The organism is Streptomyces sp. NPDC016309, assembly GCF_043077235.1.
Taxonomy (GTDB): domain Bacteria; phylum Actinomycetota; class Actinomycetes; order Streptomycetales; family Streptomycetaceae; genus Streptomyces.
In genome coordinates this window covers 23,499-42,102 of the sequence record NZ_JBIBSG010000022.1, presented here as the reverse complement: position 1 = coordinate 42,102, position 18,604 = coordinate 23,499, and the positions used below count along the sequence as shown (strand labels likewise).

At 75.2% G+C, this 18,604-nt stretch carries 2 protein-coding genes; both read left to right on the top strand.

Going from position 1 to position 18,604, the window contains the following annotated elements:
- Positions 1–2,359 (top strand): SDR family NAD(P)-dependent oxidoreductase (locus ACF068_RS31705; protein WP_392277772.1); only part of this gene is annotated, 2,359 nt, incomplete at its 5' end.
- Between the two features lie 341 nt (positions 2,360–2,700).
- Positions 2,701–18,555: a type I polyketide synthase gene (locus tag ACF068_RS31700; RefSeq protein ID WP_392277771.1), complete on the top strand. Its 15,855-nt coding sequence runs from the start codon at positions 2,701–2,703 to the stop codon at positions 18,553–18,555.
- Positions 18,556–18,604: the final 49 nt, after the last annotated feature.

The following is an 18,604-nucleotide window of genomic DNA, read 5'->3' as shown; positions in this document are numbered from 1 at the left end:
TAATGAGGGTGGTCTGGAGCGGTTCTGGCTTTCCCTCGGCGAGGCCTATGTCCGGGGTGTGACGGTCGATTGGGACGCGGTGTTCGCCGGCAGCGGCGCCCGCCGGGTCGACCTGCCGACGTATGCGTTCCAGTCGCAGCGGTTCTGGCCGGAGGCCGCGCCGGTCGAGGCGGTCACGGTGTCCGGGGACAGTGCGGTCGATGCCGCGTTCTGGGAGGCGGTGGAGCGTGAGGACCTTCAAGCGCTGACGGCGGAGCTGGACGTCGAGGACGATCAGTCGTTGACCGCCCTGTTGCCGGCTCTGTCGTCGTGGCGTCGTCGTAGTCGTGAGCAGTCGACTGTCGACGGCTGGCGTTACCGGGTGGTCTGGAAGCCGCTGGCCGAGCCGGCCGGCTCCCGTCTGTCGGGCACCTGGCTGGTGGCCGTTCCCGAGACCGGCTCCGGGCTGGCCGACACCGTGCTCCGGTCGCTGGCCGAGCGCGGCGCCGAGGTGCGTAGCGTCACCGTCCCGGCCGGCACCGGCCGGGAACGGCTCGCGGCGCTGCTGAAGGAGACGGCGGCCGGCAGCGCGCCCACCGGTGTGGTGTCCCTCCTCGCCCTCGCCGGTGACGGGGCCTTCCCCGCCGAGCTGGCGCTGTCCCAGGCCCTCGGCGACGCCGAGGTGACCGCTCCGCTGTGGTGCCTCACGAGCGGGGCCGTCGCCACCGGCCGTTCCGAGCGGGTCGCCGATCCGGCCCAGGCGCTCGTCTGGGGCCTCGGGCGGGTGGCGTCCATGGAGCAGGGCGAGCGCTGGGGCGGTCTGGTCGACCTCCCCGCCGACCCGGCGGGTCCCGACGCCCGTACGCTCGACCGGCTGGCCGGTGTCCTGGCGGGCGATGGTGCCGAGGACCAGGTCGCGCTGCGCGCCTCCGGCCTGTTCGGCCGGCGCCTGGCGCACGCCCCGCTGTCCGACACCCCCGCCGTCCGGGCCTGGAAGCCGGAGGGCACGACCCTGGTCACCGGCGGTACGGGAGCCCTCGGCGCCCACGTCGCCCGCTGGCTCGCCGGCAACGGCGCCGAGCACCTGCTGCTCACCAGCCGCCGGGGCCTCGACGCCCCCGGCGCCACCGAACTGCGCGACGAACTCACCGCACTGGGCACCCAGGTCACCATCACCGCCTGCGACATGGCCGACCGCGACGCCGTCGCCACCCTCCTCGACGCCATACCCACCGACCGGCCACTGACCGCCGTGTTCCACGCGGCGGCGGTCGTGGACGACGGTGTCATCGAGGCGCTCACCGCGGAGCAGGTGGAGGCCGTGCTGCGCCTCAAGGTGGACGCGACGCGCCACCTGGACGAGCTGACCCGGGACCTGGACCTGTCGGCGTTCGTGCTGTTCTCGTCCTTCGCCGCCACCTTCGGCGCCCCCGGCCAGGGCAACCAGGCACCCGGCAACACCTTCCTGGACGCCTTCGCCGAGTACCGCCGTGCGGCCGGGCTGCCCGCCACGTCCATCGCCTGGGGCCCGTGGGGCGGCTCGCAGGGCGAGGGGAGCGCCGCGGGCGACCGCATGCGCCGGCACGGCATCCTCGCGATGTCCGCCGAGCGGACCCTGGCCTCGTTGCAGCACGTCCTGGACCGTGACGAGACGACCCTGACCGTCGCCGACATGGACTGGAAGCGGTTCACGCTGGCCTTCACCGCCGACCGGGACAGGCCGCTGCTGCTGGAGCTGCCGGAGGCCCGCCGGATCATCGAGACGACCCGGCGCGAGTCCGCCGACGAGCAGGCCGGGGGAGTGGCGCTCGGCCGGCAGCTCGCCGGGCTGCCGGAGGTGGAGCAGGAGCGGCTGCTGCTGGAGCTGGTCCGCACCGCCGTGGCGGCCGTCCTGGGCCACCCCGACCTGTCGGCGGTCGAGGCGGGCCGGGCGTTCAAGGAGCTGGGCTTCGACTCGCTCACCTCGGTCGAGCTGCGCAACCGGCTCGGTGCGGCGAGCGGCCTGAAGCTGCCCGCCAGCCTGGTCTTCGACCACCCGACGCCCGCCGCCGTCGCCGCCTTCCTCCGTGCCGGGATCGTCCCGGACGCGGCGGCCGGCGGGGCCCCGCTGCTGGAGGAGCTGGACAAGCTGGAGGCGGTCCTGGAGCGGGGCACGGCCGACAACGTCGTACGGGCCCGGGTGACCATGCGGCTCCAGTCGCTGCTGGCGAAGTGGAACGAGAGCGAGGACCCGGCGGCCTCGGCGGCCTCGGTGGCCGACGGGACCGGGACGGGACCGGCCGGCCCCGCGGACGGTGTCCTCGACGAGGTCGAACTGCTCCAGGACGCGAGCGACGAGGAGCTGTTCGCCTTCATCAACAAGGGGCTGGGCCGCGCCTGACCGATTCCGGGCCACGCCCGACCGCCCGGCCACCCGGCCGGACACCGGGCCGGTCCGACCGGATATCCCAGGCATTCGGTTATTGACGGAACTCCGGTTATTGGTCAGGATGGTCAGCCCCCTGGGCGAATTCACGTAGGGCCCCACTGCCCCCTACGCACCCTCCCATCCAGGGGTGCGTAGGGGGCAGTTAGGGGTTGTCGGGAGGATTGAGCGGCGAATAGCCTGCCGCTGATCAGTCGATTCGGTCACGGCTGGGCCGACTGAATACCCGATGTAATTCTCGGCCTTTTCCAAAACAGATTCCTATGCCGTCTGCTGCAAATGGGTGGTTGCGTTAAATGGCGAATGAAGAGACGCTGCGGGACTACCTGAAGCTGGTGACGGCGGATCTGCACCAGACGCGTCAGCGGCTGCGTGACGTCGAGGCGAAGAACCAGGACCCCATCGCCATCGTCGGCATGGGCTGCCGGTACCCCGGTGGCATCACCTCGCCCGAGGAGCTGTGGCAGCTCGTCGTCGACGGCGGTGACGCCATCACCGGCTTCCCCGCCGACCGCGGCTGGGACATGGACACCGTCTACCACCCGGACCCCGAGCACCCGGGCACGAGCTACGCCAACCAGGGCGGCTTCGTCCAGGACTTCGCGCGTTTCGACCCGTCCCTGTTCGGCATATCCCCGCGCGAGGCGCTGGCGATGGACCCGCAGCAGCGGCTGCTGCTGGAGACCTCGTGGGAGGCGTTCGAGCGGGCCGGGATCGACCCGACGTCGATGCGCGGCAAGCAGGTCGGCGTCTTCGTCGGCACCAGCAACCACGACTACCTCACCGCGCTGCTGAGCTCGTCCGAGAACGTGGAGGGCTACCTCGGCACCGGCAACGCGGCGAGCGTCGCCTCCGGCCGGCTCTCCTACACCTTCGGGCTCGAGGGCCCCGCCGTCACCGTCGACACCGCCTGCTCGTCCTCCTCGGTCGCCCTCCACCTGGCCGTGCAGGCGCTGCGCAACGGCGAGTGCTCGCTGGCGCTCGCGGGCGGTGCCACCTTGATGTCGGCGCCCGGCACGTTCATCGACTACAGCAAGCAGCGCGGGCTCGCCACCGACGGACGGTGCAAGGCGTTCTCGCCGGACGCCGACGGGTTCAGCCTCGCCGAGGGCGTCGGCATCCTGCTCGTCGAGCGGCTCTCCGACGCGCGCCGCAAGGGGCATCCCGTCCTCGCCGTCATCCGTGGCACCGCCGTCAACCAGGACGGCGCGAGCAACGGCCTGACCGCCCCCAACGGCCCCTCCCAGCAGCGCGTCATCCTCCAGGCCCTCTCCAACGCCCGGCTCACCCCCGACCAGGTCGACGCGGTCGAGGCCCACGGCACCGGAACCGGGCTCGGCGACCCCATCGAGGCGCAGGCCCTCATCGCCACCTACGGCCAGGACCGCCCCGACGGCCGGCCGCTGTGGCTCGGCTCCCTCAAGACCAACATCGGCCACGCCCAGGCCGCCGCCGGTGTCGCGGGCGTCATCAAGAGCGTCATGGCGATGCGCCACGGTGTGCTGCCGCGCACCCTGCACGTGGACGAGCCGACGCCGCACGTCGACTGGTCGGCGGGGGACGTGTCCCTGCTCACCGAGGCGCGGCCGTGGCCGCTGACCGACCAGCCGCGCCGCATCGGCGTCTCGTCGTTCGGCATGAGCGGCACCAACGCCCACATCATCCTGGAGAGCGCCCCGGAGAGCGGCGCGGAAGGCGCGTCCGAGAGCGGCGCGGAGGGCACGCCGGGGACCGCCCCGGGGACCGCCGCCGACGCGTCGTCCCCGAGCGGCCGGACGGCCGCCCTGCCCGTGGTCCTGTCCGGTCGGACCGAGGCCGCGCTGCGTTCCCAGGCCGCGGCCCTGCACGCCCACCTCACCACCCGCCCGGGCCTCGGTCTCGCCGACGTCGCCTTCTCGCAGGCCCTCACCCGGGCCGCCCTGGACCGCCGGGCCGCCGTCGTCGCCCACGACCGGGACACCCTGATGGCCGGGCTCGCGGCAGTCGCCGAGGGCCGCCCCTCCGCCGACGTCTTCGAAGGCAGCGCCACCGAGGGCAAACTGGCGTTCCTGTTCACCGGTCAGGGCAGCCAGCGACTGGGCATGGGCCGTGAACTGTACGAGACGTACCCGGTGTTCGCGGAGGCGCTGGACGCGGTCTGCGCCCAGCTCGACGCACGCCTCGCCCGCCCGCTGAAGGACGTCCTGTTCGGTGACGACCGGGACGCCCTCGACCGGACGGAGTTCACCCAGCCCGCACTGTTCGCGGTCGAGGTCGCGCTGTACCGCCTGGTGGAGAGCTGGGGCCTGAAGCCCGACTTCCTGGCCGGTCACTCGATCGGCGAGATCGCCGCCGCCCATGTGGCCGGGGTGTTCTCGCTGGAGGACGCCTGCACGCTGGTGGCCGCCCGCGGCCGGCTGATGCAGGCGCTGCCCGCCGGTGGCGTCATGATCGCCGTCGAGGCGTCGGAGGACGAGGTCCTCCCGCTCCTGACGGACCGGATGAGCATCGCCGCCATCAACGGCCCTCGGTCGGTCGTCGTCGCCGGTGACGAGGCCGACGCGGTCACCGTCGCCGCGCACTTCGAGGCCCAGGGCCGCAAGACCAAGCGCCTGACGGTCAGCCACGCGTTCCACTCGCCGCACATGGACGGCATGCTCGACGCCTTCCGCGAGGTCGCGGACCGCATCGCGTACGAGAGCCCGCGCATCCCGCTCGTCACCCACCTCACCGGCGCCCTGGCCACCGACGAGATCGCCACCGCCGACTTCTGGGTACGCCACGTCCGCGAGGCCGTCCGGTTCCTCGACGGCGTCCGCTGGCTGGAGAGCCGCGGGGTCACCACGTACGTCGAACTCGGCCCCGGCGGCGTCCTGTCCGCCCTCGGCCAGGAGTGCCGGACCGCCACCGGCCCGCGTGCCGCGGCCTTCCTGCCCGCGCTGCGCGCCGGCCGGAGCGAGGTCTGGTCGGTGACCGCGGCCGTCGCGGGCGCCCATGTGCGCGGACTGTCCCCGGACTGGGCCGCCCGGTTCGCCGGCACCGGCGCCCGGCGCGTCGACCTGCCCACGTACGCCTTCCAGCGCGAGCTGTACTGGCCGCGCGACCCCTTCACCGACCTCACGGGCCCCGCCGACGGCGGCGAACTGGGCACCGGGGACGCCAAGTTCTGGGAGGTCGTCGACAGCGAGGACCTCGCCGCGCTCGCCGACACCCTCGGCGTCGACGGGGACGAGCCGCTCAGCAGCGTGCTGCCCGCCCTCTCCGCCTGGCACCGCCGCCACCGTGACCGCGACACCGTGGACGGCTGGCGCTACCGGGTCACCTGGAAGCCGCTCACGGACACGACCTCCGCACCCCTCACCGGGAACTGGCTGCTCGCCGTCCCCGCCGGACACGCGGACGACCCGTGGGCCACGGCGGCCCGGGCCGCGCTGACCGCCCGCGGGGCCACCGTCAGCACCCTCGTACTCGACGCGGCCCTCGACGACCGCGCCGCCATGGCCCGGCACATCGGCGACACCCTCGCGCGGACCGGAGCGGCCACCGAAGCCGCCGCCGCCGACGCCACCGCCACCGCCGCCGGAGCCGCCACCGCCGACGCCACCGCCACAGCCGCCTCGCCCGTCGGCGTGTTGTCGCTGCTGGCACTCGACGAGCGGCCCCACCCCGAGGACCCGGCGCTGTCCGCCGGGCTCGCCGCCACCACCGCCCTGGTCCAGGCCCTGGGCGACGCCGGTGTCGACGCCCCGCTGTGGGCCGCCACCCGGGGCGCGGTCTCCACCGGTCGGTCCGACCGGCTCGCCAGCGTCACCCAGGCCCAGGTCTGGGGCCTCGGCCGCACCGCCGCCCTCGAAATCCCGCACCGCTGGGGCGGCCTCGTCGACCTGCCCGAGACGCCCGACGAGCGCGCCACCGGCCGCCTCGCCGACGTCCTGGGCGGCCTCGGCACCGAGGACCACCTCGCCGTACGCTCCACCGGCGTCTTCGTCCGCCGACTGGCCCGCGCCCCCCGCGAGGAGCGCCCCGCCACCGAGTGGACCACCACCGGCACCGCCCTGGTCACCGGCGGCACCGGCGCACTCGGCCGGCACGTCGCCCGCCTCCTCGCCACCGCCGGGGCCGACCACCTGCTGCTGGTCAGCAGGCGCGGCCCGGACGCCGAGGGCACCGGCGAACTCGCCGCCGAACTGCGCGAGCTGGGCGCCGAGGTCACCTTCGCCGCCTGCGACGTCGCCGACCGCGACGCCGTCGCCGCGCTCCTCGCGGCCGTCCCGGCCGAGCACCCCCTGACCACGGTCGTCCACGCCGCCGGCGTACTCGACGACGGCGTCCTGGACGCCCAGACGCCGGGCCGTCTCGCCGGCGTGCTGCGTCCCAAGGCCCACGCGGCGCACGTCCTGCACGAGCTGACCCGCGACCTGGACCTGTCCGCCTTCGTCCTCTTCTCCTCCGTCGCCGCCGTCTTCGGCGCCGCCGGACAGGCCAACTACGCCGCCGCCAACGCCCACCTCGACGCCCTCGCCGAGCAGCGCCGCGCCGACGGGCTGCCCGCCACCGTGCTCGCCTGGGGCGCCTGGGCCGACGGCGGCATGGCCACCGACGACCTCGTCGCCGAACGTCTCCGGCAGTCCGGCCTGCCCGCCCTCGCGCCCACGACGGCCCTGTCCGCGCTGCGCACGGCACTCACCCTGGACGAGACCGCCTCCGTCGTCGCCGACATCGACTGGCAGCGGCTGGCCCTCGGTCTCACCGCCGTACGCCCCTGCCCGCTGATCGGAGACCTCCCGGAGGCCGCCCAGGCCCTCACCGAGGCCCAGGGGTCCACCACCGCCGGTGAGCCCGGCGGCCCCGCCGACACCCTCGCCGCGCGCCTCGCGGACGCCCCCGCCGACGAACGCGACCGGCTGGCCCTGGACTTCGTCCGCACCCAGGTGGCCGCCGTGCTCGGCCACGCCGGACCGGAATCCGTCGACCCGGCCAGCGCCTTCCGGGACCTCGGCTTCGACTCCCTCACCGCGGTGGAGATCCGTAACCTCCTCACCGCCCGCACCGGCCTGCGGCTGCCCGCGACCCTGATCTTCGACTACCCCAACTCCTTCGCCCTGGCCTCCTTCCTCCAGGACGAACTGCTCGGCTCGCGGGCACCGGACACGGCCCACCGCGCCCCCGCGTCCGCCGCGCCGGCCACCGACGACGACCCGATCGCGATCGTCGCGATGAGCTGCCGCTTCCCCGGCGGTGTGCGCACCCCGGAGGACCTCTGGGAGCTGCTCGTCAGCGGCCGCGACGCCATCTCCGGGTTCCCCGCCGACCGCGGCTGGGACCTGGACGGGCTGTACGACCCCGAGTCCGTCGCCGAGAACACCAGTTACGTCCGCGAGGGCGGCTTCCTCGCCGACGCCACCGACTTCGACCCGGCGTTCTTCGGGATCTCGCCGCGCGAGGCGCTGGCGATGGACCCGCAGCAGCGGCTGCTCCTCGAAACGTCCTGGGAGGCCTTCGAGCGGGCCGGCATCGACCCCGCCACCGTGCGGGGCGAACAGATCGGCGTCTTCACCGGCACCAACGGCCAGGACTACCTGAACCTCATCCTGGCCGCCCCCGACGGCGTCGAGGGCTTCCTCGGCACCGGCAACGCCGCGAGCGTCGTCTCCGGCCGTGTCAGCTACGTCCTGGGCCTGGAGGGCCCGGCCGTCACCGTGGACACCGCCTGCTCGTCGTCGCTCGTCGCCCTGCATTGGGCGATCCAGGCGCTGCGGCAGGGCGAGTGCACCATGGCGCTGGCCGGTGGCGTGACGGTGATGTCCACCCCCGCCTCCTTCATCGACTTCAGCCGCCAGCGGGGTCTGGCGGAGGACGGCCGCATCAAGGCCTTCGCGGCCGCCGCCGACGGCACGGGCTGGGGCGAGGGCGTCGGCATGCTGCTCGTCGAGCGCCTGTCGGACGCGCGCAAGAACGGGCACCCGGTGCTGGCGGTCGTCCGCGGCTCGGCGATCAACCAGGACGGCGCCAGCAACGGGCTCACGGCCCCCAACGGCCCCTCCCAGCAGCGCGTCATCCGCCAGGCCCTCGCCGGTGGCGGCCTCACGACCGCCGACGTCGACGCCGTCGAGGCGCACGGCACCGGCACCAAGCTGGGCGACCCGATCGAGGCGCAGGCTCTGCTGGCCACCTACGGCCAGGACCGGCCCGAGGACCGGCCGCTGCTGCTCGGCTCCATCAAGTCGAACCTGGGCCACACCCAGGCCGCCGCCGGTGTCGCCGGGGTGATGAAGATGGTGCTGGCGATGCGGCACGGAGTGCTCCCGCAGACCCTGCACGTCGACGAGCCGACCCCGCACGTCGACTGGACGGCGGGCCGCGTACGCCTGCTGGCCGAGGCACAGGCGTGGCCGGAGACCGGCCGCCCGCGCCGGGCCGGCGTCTCGTCCTTCGGCATCAGCGGAACGAACGCCCACACCATCATCGAGCAGGCCCCTGCCCAGGACGACCTGCCCGAGGGCACGCCCGCCGACCTCCCCGCGCCCCCCGTGGCCGCCGGACGCGGCGACGGCCCGCTGCCGTGGCTCGTCTCGGCCAGGAGCCGGGACGCCCTGCGCGACCAGGCCCGCCGGCTCCACGCCCACGCCACACGGCACCCCGAACTGCGCCCGGTGGACCTGGGCCTGTCCCTGGCGGTCGGCCGCTCGGCGTTCGAGCAGCGCGCGGCCGTGGTCGCCGCGGACCGTGAGGGTCTGCTGGCGGGCCTCGCCACGCTGGCGGACGACGGCACGGCGGCGGGCGTCGTCACCGGCTCGCCGGTCGCCGGGAAGACGGCGTTCCTGTTCACCGGTCAGGGCAGCCAGCGGCCGGGCACGGGCCGTGGCCTGTACGAGGCCTTCCCGGCGTTCGCGGACGCGCTGGACGCGGCCTGCGCGCACCTGGACGCCCATCTCGACGTACCGCTGAAGGACGTCCTGTTCGGCGACGACCGGGCCGCGCTGGACCGCACGGAGTTCACCCAGCCCGCGCTGTTCGCGGTGGAGGTGGCGCTGTTCCGGCTCGTCGAGAGCTGGGGCGTGAAGCCGGACTTCCTGGCGGGTCATTCGATCGGTGAGATCGCGGCCGCGCATGTGGCCGGGGTGCTGTCCCTGGAGGATGCCTGCACGCTGGTGGCGGCGCGTGGCCGTCTGATGCAGGCGCTGCCGTCCGGTGGCGTGATGATCGCGGTCCAGGCCTCGGAGGACGAGGTCCTTCCGCTGCTCACCGAGCGGGTGAGCATCGCGGCGATCAACGGCCCGCAGTCGGTCGTGGTCGCGGGCGACGAAGCGGACGCGGTGTCCATCGCCGAGCACTTCGAGCAGCAGGGTCGTAAGACCAAGCGGCTGAGCGTGAGCCATGCGTTCCACTCGCCGCACATGGACGGCATGCTGGACGACTTCCGTACCGTCGCGGAGTCGATCTCGTACGAGACCCCGCGTATCGCCGTCGTGTCGAACCTGACCGGTGCGCTGGTCACGGACGAGATGGCGTCCCCCGACTTCTGGGTACGGCACGTCCGGGAAGCCGTGCGGTTCCTGGACGGTGTCCGGGCGCTGGAGGCCGCCGGGGTCACCACGTACCTGGAACTCGGCCCCGACGGGATCCTGTCGGCCCTGGCCCAGGACTGCCTGACCGGCGACACCGACACCGACACCGACCCCGTTTTCGCGCCCGCGCTGCGCAACGGCCGGCCCGAGGCGGAGACCGTCACCACCGCCCTCGCCCAGGCACACGCCCATGGCGTCCCCGTCGACTGGGCGGCGTACTTCGCCGGCACGGGCGCCCGGCGGGTCGACCTGCCGACGTACGCCTTCCAGCGGCAGCGCTACTGGCCGGCCGTCTCCTCCCTCCACCTCGGCGACGTCGAGGCGATCGGCCTGGACGACACCCGGCACCCGCTGCTGAGCGCCGGGGTCGCCCTGCCCGAGTCGGACGGCATGGTGTTCGCCGGGCGGCTGGCGCTCTCCACGCACCCCTGGCTGGCCGACCACGCGATCCTCGGCAGCGTCCTGCTGCCCGGCACCGCCTTCGTGGAGCTGGCCACCCGCGCCGGTGACCAGCTCGGCTGCGACCACCTCGAGGAGCTGACGCTGGAGGCCCCGCTGGTCCTGCCCGAGCACGGGGGCGTCCAGCTCCGCGTGTGGGTGGGCGCGGCCGAGGAGGACGGGCGCCGCCCGCTCGCCCTGCACTCGCGGGCCGAGGGGCTGGCGGCCGAGGAGCCGTGGACGCGGCACGCCAGCGGTGTGCTCGCCGTGGGCGGGCGCACCCCGGCCGCGTCCGGCCCGGCGGACTGGCCCCCGGCCGGAGCCACCGAGGTGGACCTGGACGGGCGGTACGACCAGCTCGCCGACATCGGGTTCGCCTACGGGCCCACCTTCCGGGGCCTGCGCACGGCATGGCAGCGGGACGGCGAGGTCTACGCCGAGGTCAGGCTGCCGGAGGGCACCGAGGACGAGGCCGGCCGGTTCGGTCTGCACCCGGCGCTGCTGGACGCGGCCCTGCACGCCATCGGCCTGGGCGGCATCGGCGCCGACGACGGCCGGGGCAGGCTGCCCTTCGCCTGGTCGGGCGTGTCGCTGCACGCGGGCGGTGCCGCCGCGCTGCGGGTCCGCCTCTCGCCGGCCGGCGCCGAAGGGGTCCGGCTGGAGATCGCCGACGCCTCGGGCGCCCCGGTCGCGACCGTCGAGTCGCTGGGGCTGCGCCCGGTGACGGCCGACCAGCTCCGCGCGGCCCGTACGACCTACCACGAGTCGGTGTTCCGCCAGCAGTGGACGGAGCTGCCCGGCACCGACGCGCACACCACCGCCCCCGCGGTCCGGTACGCGCTCCTCACCGGCCCCGCCACGTCCCTCACCCCCACCGGCCCCGCAGGCGACGGCCCCGACCGTCACCCCGGCTCCGACCGTCACCCCGACGCCGACCGGTACCCCGGCTCCGACCGTCACCCCGACGCCGACCGGTACCCCGACCTGGCCGCGCTCGCCGCCGCCGTCGACGCCGGGACGGCCGTACCGGACGAGGTGCTCGTCGAGCGGGCGCCGCTGTCCGGCGCCCTCACCCCGGCGGCCGTGCACGCCGCCGCCCATGACGCGCTGGCGCTCGCCCGGACCTGGCTGGCCGACGAGCGGTTCGCCGCCTCCCGTCTGGTGTTCCTCACCCGCGGGGCGGTCGCGGCCGGCCCGGACGAGGACGTCACCGATCTGGCCGCCGCCACGGCGTGGGGCCTGCTGCGGTCCGCGCAGACGGAGAACCCCGGCAGGATCGCGCTCGTCGACACCGACGGGCACGACCTGTCCGACCGCGCCCTCGGGGCGGCCCTCGCCTCGGACGAGGAGCGGTTCGCGCTGCGTGCCGGCTCCGTGCGCGTCCCCCGCCTCGCCCGCGTCGAGACCGGGCAGGACGAGCCCGGCCGCGCCCCCGCGTTCGGACCCGGCGGAACGGTCCTGATCACCGGCGCGACCGGTGCGCTGGGCCGGCTCACCGCCCGGCACCTGGTCGCCGAGCACGGCGTGGACCGGCTGCTCCTCGTCGGCCGTCGCGGTGCCGACGCGCCGGGCGCCGCCGAACTCACCGCCGAACTCGCCGAATCCGGCGCCCACGCGACCTGGGCCGCGTGCGACGTGGCCGACCGGGACGCGCTGGCCGCGCTGCTCGCGGACGTTCCCGCCGAGCACCCGCTGAGCGCCGTCGTCCACACCGCGGGCGTCCTCGACGACGGGGTCATCACCTCGCTGACCCCCGAGCGGCTGTCCACGGTCCTGCGCCCCAAGGTCGACGCGGCCTGGCACCTGCACGAGCTGACCCGCGACCTCGACCTGTCGGCGTTCGTGGTCTTCTCCTCCACCTCCGGCCTCTTCGGCGGCCCCGGCCAGGGCAACTACGCCGCCGCCAACTCGTTCCTGGACGCCCTCGCCCAGCACCGCCGCGCCCACGGCCTCCCGGCCACCGCGATGGCCTGGGGCCTGTGGTCCGTCGCCGACGGCATGGCCGGCGCGCTCGACGCGGCCGACGTCAACCGGATGCGCCGGGCCGGACTGCCGCCGCTGACGGCCGCCGACGGACTGGGCCTGTTCGACACGGCCGTCTCCCTCGACGACGCGGCCGTGGCCCTCATGCGGGTCGACACCGAGGCCCTGCGCGCCCAGGCCGCGGCGGGCACCGTCGCGCCCCTGCTGCGCGGGCTCGTCCGGGGAGTGACCCGGCGTACCGTCGACGCCGCCACCGCCGCCGGGGCCGGCGAGACCGAGCTGCGCCGCCGGCTGGCGGGCCTGTCCGCCGCCGAACAGGACCGTGCCCTGCTGGACGTGGTGCGCACCCAGGTCGCCGCGGTGCTGGGCCACGCGGGCCCGGCGGCCGTCGAGTCGGGCCGGGCGTTCAAGGAGCTGGGCTTCGACTCGCTCACCGCCGTGGAACTCCGCAACCGCCTGAACGCCGCGACCGCGCTGCGCCTGCCCGCCACCCTGATCTTCGACTATCCGGACCCGACCGTCCTCGCCCGCCACCTGCGCGCCGAACTCCTCGGCGACGAGGGCGACGGGGACGACGCCGCGGCCGCGGCGACCGGCGGCCCCGTCACCACCGCGGCCGACGACGAGCCCATCGCGATCGTCGCCATGAGCTGCCGCTACCCCGGGGACGTACGCAGCCCGGAGGACCTGTGGCAGATGCTCACCGCCGGGGCGGACGGCATCACCCGGCTCCCCGAGAACCGCGGCTGGGACACCGAGGGACTGTACGACCCCGACCCGGAGAGCCAGGGCACGTCCTACGCGCGGGACGGCGGGTTCCTGCACGACGCCGCCGAGTTCGACGCCTCCTTCTTCGGCATCTCGCCGCGTGAGGCGCTGGCGATGGACCCGCAGCAGCGACTGCTGCTGGAGACGACCTGGGAGGCCTTCGAGCGGGCCGGGATCGACCCGGCGACCGTACGGGGCAGCCGTACCGGCGTCTTCGCGGGCGTCATGTACCACGACTACGGCGCACGCCTGCACGCCGTGCCCGACGGCGTCGAGGGCTACCTCGGCACCGGCAGCTCCAGCAGCATCGTGTCGGGCCGCGTCGCCTACACCTTCGGCCTGGAGGGACCCGCGGTCACCGTCGACACGGCCTGCTCGTCGTCGCTGGTGGCCCTGCACCTCGCCGCGCAGGCGCTGCGCAACGGCGAGTGCTCCCTGGCCCTCGCGGGCGGTGTCACCGTGATGTTCACCCCCGGCACGTTCATCGAGTTCAGCCGCCAGCGGGGCCTGGCCGCCGACGGCCGCTGCAAGTCCTTCGCCGCCGCGGCGGACGGTACGGGCTGGGGCGAGGGCGCCGGCATGCTCCTGCTGGAGCGGCTGTCCGACGCCCGCCGCAACGGCCACCAGGTCCTGGCGGTCGTGCGCGGCTCGGCCGTCAACCAGGACGGCGCCAGCAACGGGCTCACCGCCCCCAACGGCCCCTCCCAGCAGCGCGTCATCCGCGCAGCGCTCGCCAACGCCGGGGTCACCGCCGCACAGGTCGACGCCGTCGAGGCGCACGGCACCGGCACCACCCTGGGCGACCCCATCGAGGCCCAGGCCCTCCTCGCCACCTACGGTCAGGAGCACACCGGCGACCAGCCGCTGCTGCTCGGCTCGGTGAAGTCCAACCTCGGCCACACCCAGGCCGCCTCGGGCGTCGCCGGCGTCATCAAGATGGTCATGGCGATGCGCCACGGGGTGCTCCCGCGGACCCTGCACGTCGACGAGCCCACCCCGCACGTCGACTGGTCGGCGGGCGCCGTGTCCCTCCTCACCGAGGCCGTGGAGTGGCCGGAGACCGGACGGCCGCGCCGCGCGGGCGTCTCCTCGTTCGGCATCAGCGGCACCAACGCGCACGCCATCATCGAGCAGGCCCCCGAGCCGGAGCCCGCACCGGCCCCGCCGGCACCCGGCACCGCCGCCGGACGGGTACCCGTCCCGCTGCTGGTCTCGGCCCGCGGCGAGGACGCGCTGCGCGCCCAGGCCCGCCGCCTCCACGCGCACGTCCAGGCCGACCCGGGGCTGCGCACCGTCGACCTGGGCCTGTCCCTGGCGACCACCCGCTCGGCGCTGGAACAGCGGGCCGCGCTGCTCGCCGGGGACCGCGCCGAACTGCTGCGCGGCCTGAACGCCCTGGCGCGCGGCGAGGACACGGCGGGACTCGTGCGCGGCACCGCCCGCGAGGGCCGCACGGCCTTCCTCTTCACCGGCCAGGGGAGCCAGCGGCCGGGGATGGGGCGTGAGCTGTCCGAGACGTACCCCGCCTTCGCGCGGGCGCTGGACGAGGTCTGTGCCGAACTGGACCGGCACCTCGGCACACCGCTGAAGGACGTCCTGTTCGGCGACGACCGGGCCGCGCTCGACCGGACCGAGTTCACCCAGCCCGCGCTGTTCGCGGTCGAGGTGGCGCTGTTCCGGCTGGTCGAGTCGTGGGGCCTGACGCCGGACTTCCTCGCCGGCCATTCGATCGGTGAGATCGCCGCCGCGCACGTCGCGGGGGTGCTCTCCCTCCAGGACGCCGGTGAGCTGGTCGCCGCCCGCGGGCGGCTGATGCAGGCGCTGCCCGGCGGTGGCGTGATGATCGCGGTGCAGGCGTCGGAGGACGAGGTCCTTCCGCTGCTCACCGAGCGGGTGAGCATCGCGGCGATCAACGGCCCGCGGTCGGTCGTGGTCGCGGGTGACGAGGACCCGGCGGTCGCCATCGCCCAGGTCTTCGAGGCTCAGGGCCGTAAGACCAAGCGCCTGGCGGTCAGCCACGCGTTCCACTCGCCGCACATGGACGGCATGCTCGCCGACTTCCGCAAGGTCGCCGAGGGGCTGGTCTACGGAACGCCCCGCATCCCCGTCGTGTCGAACCTGACCGGCGCGCTCGTCACCGACGACATGGCGTCCGCCGACTTCTGGGTACGCCATGTCCGCGAGGCGGTCCGCTTCCTCGACGGCGTCCGCACCCTCGAAGCCGAGGGCGTCACCACGTACCTCGAACTCGGCCCCGACGGCGTCCTGTCCGCCCTCGCCGAGGAGTGCGTGACCGGCGACACCGACGCGGTCTTCGTGCCCGCCCTGCGCACCGGCCGCCCCGAGGCCGTCACGCTGGCGACCGCCCTCTCCCGCGCCCACGTGCAGGGCGTGACGGTCGACTGGGACGCCTACTACGCCGGGACCGGCGCCCGGCGGGTCGAGCTGCCCACGTACGCCTTCCAGCGCAAGCGCTACTGGCTCGACGTCGGCGTGTCCACCGAGGACGTGATGGCGGCGGGCCTGGAGACGGCCGGCCACCCGCTGCTCGGCGCCACCGTCGACCTGCCCGCCTCCGGCGGACTGGTCCTCACCGGGCGCCTCGCGCTGTCCACCCACCCCTGGCTCGCCGACCACACGGTCATGGACACCGTCCTGCTGCCCGGCACCGCGTTCGTCGAACTGGCCCTGCGGGCCGCTGAACAGGCCGGCTGCGACACCCTCGACGAGCTGGCCATCGAAGCCCCGCTCACCCTGCCCGACCAGGGCGCCGTCCAGCTCCAGCTCGCCGTCGACGCACCGGACGACTCCGGGCGCCGGACGCTGACCCTGCACTCCCGCCGCGCCGACGCCCCGGCCGACGAGCCGTGGACCCGGCACGCCACCGGTGTCCTGGCCCGCACCGCGCCCACGCGCGCCGCCGACCTGGCCCAGTGGCCGCCGGCCGGCGCGGAGCCCGTCCCCACCGACGGGTTCTACCCGGCGGCGGCAGCGGCGGGGCTCGGCTACGGGCCCGCCTTCCAGGGGCTGAGCGCCGTCTGGAGGCGCGGCGACGAACTGTTCGCCGAGGTCACCCTCGACGAGGCCCACGAGGCCGACGCCGCCGCCTACGGGGTGCACCCGGCACTGCTCGACGCCGCCCTGCACGCCCTCGGCCTCGGCACCCCCGGCGCGTCCACCGACGCCCCGGCCGAAGGGGCCCGACTGCCCTTCGCCTGGACCGGTGTACGGCTGCACGCGTCCGGAGCCGCCGGACTGCGCGTCCGGCTGACCGCCACCGGGTCCGGCGGTGTCGCCCTGGACGTCGCCGACTCCACCGGCGCGCCGGTGGCCTCCGTCGACTCCCTGGTCCTCCGGCCCGTCACGGCGGAGCAGCTCGGCCGGGACGGTGCCGCGCACCACGAGTCGCTGTTCGGCGTCGAGTGGACCCCGCTGGCCCTGCCCGCCGGGGCCGTCCCCGCCGGGGAGCGCTGGGCCGTGCTCGGCGCCGACGCACCCGACCTCAGGGTCGCGGGCGAACGGCTCGACGTGTACGCGGGCCTCGGCGAGCTGCGCGCCGACCTCGCGTCGGGCGCCACGGCACCCGACGTCGTCGTCGTCCCCCTGTCGCCCGGCGCCTCCGGCGGAGACCCCGCCGCGGCCGCCAGGACGGCCACGCACCAGGCGCTCGCCCTGGTCCAGGAGTGGCAGGCCGAGGAACGCCTCGACGGCTCCCGGCTGGTGGTCCTGACCCGGGGCGCGGTCGCCGCCGCCCCCGGCGAGCGGGTCGCGGACCTGACCCACGCGCCCGTGTGGGGCCTGGTGCGGTCCGCGCAGTCGGAGAACCCCGGCCGGTTCGTCCTCGCGGACACCGACGGCACCGAGGCCTCTTTCGGGGCCCTGGCCGCGGCGCTCGCGACCGACGAGCCGCAGCTCGCGCTGCGGGCCGGCGAGGCGCACGCCTTCCGCCTGCGCCGGATCGCCCGGGCGGCCTCCGAAACGCCCGACGCCGCGACCGCCGACGCCGCGACCGCCGACGCCGCGACCGCCGACTCCGCCACCGCCTCCGTCGGGACCTCTGCGTACGGGGCCGAGGGGACGGTGCTGGTGACCGGTGCGACCGGTACGCTCGGCCGGCTGGTGGCCCGTCATCTGGTGGCCGAGCACGGTGTGCGGCATCTGCTGCTGCTCAGCCGCAGGGGTGAAACTGCGCCCGGTGCGGCAGAGCTCGCCCGGGAGCTGGCCGAGTCCGGTGCGGGGGTGACCTGGGCGGCCTGTGACGCGTCCGACCGGCAGGCCCTGGCGGCGGTCCTCGCCGCCGTACCCCAGGACCGTCCGCTCACGGCCGTCGTCCACACCGCCGGCGTTCTCGACGACGGCATCATCGACTCCCTCACCCCCGAACGCCTCGACACCGTCCTCCGCCCCAAGGTCGACGCGGCATGGAACCTGCACGAGCTGACCGAGGGCCACCCCCTCACCGCGTTCGTGCTCTTCTCCTCCGTCGCCGGCTGCTTCGGCGCCGCCGGCCAGGGCAACTACGCCGCCGCCAACAGCTACCTGGACGCCCTCGCCCAGCACCGGCGCGCCCACGGGCTGCCCGGCCGGTCACTGGCCTGGGGCCTGTGGGCCGCCGCCGACGGCATGGCCGGCGCCCTGGACGACACCGACCTGGCCCGCATGGCCCGCTCCGGGGTGGCCGCGCTCGCCCCCCACGAGGGCCTCGCGCTGTTCGACACCGCCCACACGCTGGACGACGCCGTCCTCGTACCCATGCGGACCGAACCGGCGGCCCTGCGCGCCCAGGCCGCCGACGGCACCCTGCCGCCGCTGCTGCGCGGCCTGGTGCGCACCCCCGCGCGCCGCGCCGCCGACTCCGGGACGCGCACCGCGAACCGGCACGCCACCGACCCCGCCGGCTCCCTCGAGGAGCGCCTCGCGGGCCTGGCGCCCGCCGAACGCGACCAGGCGCTCATGGAGCTGGTCCGCGGCCAGGTGGCCGCCGTGCTCGGCCACCGGGACGCGGACGATGTCGACGCCGGGCGGGGCTTCCTCGACCTGGGCTTCGACTCGCTGACGGCGGTCGACCTGCGCAACCGGCTCACGGCGCACAGCGGACTGCGGCTGCCCGTCACGCTGATCTTCGACTACCCGTCCCCCGCCGCGCTCGCCGCGTACCTCGGCGAGCGGCTCGGCCAGGGCGACCCGTCCCGCCGGCCCGTCCACGCGGAACTCGACAAGCTCGAATCGATCCTCTCGACGGTCGCCCCCGACGACGTCGAACGCGCGGGCATCACCGCCCGGCTGCGAGACCTTCTGGCGAAGTGGAATGAAACGCACAGTGCACAGGACAGCACCGCCCACGAGCGGGAAATCCAGTCCGCGACGGCCGACGAGATCTTCGATCTCCTCGACGACGAACTGGGGCTGTCCTGACCGGCTCCAGGACGCACCGCACCGCGGTTCCCTCCTTCCGAACCACCGG

Coding starts and splice junctions, on each gene's coding strand:
- ACF068_RS31700 (WP_392277771.1), top strand. CDS start 2,701: ATGGCGAATGAAGAGACGCTGCGGGACTACCTGAAGCTGGTGACGGCG.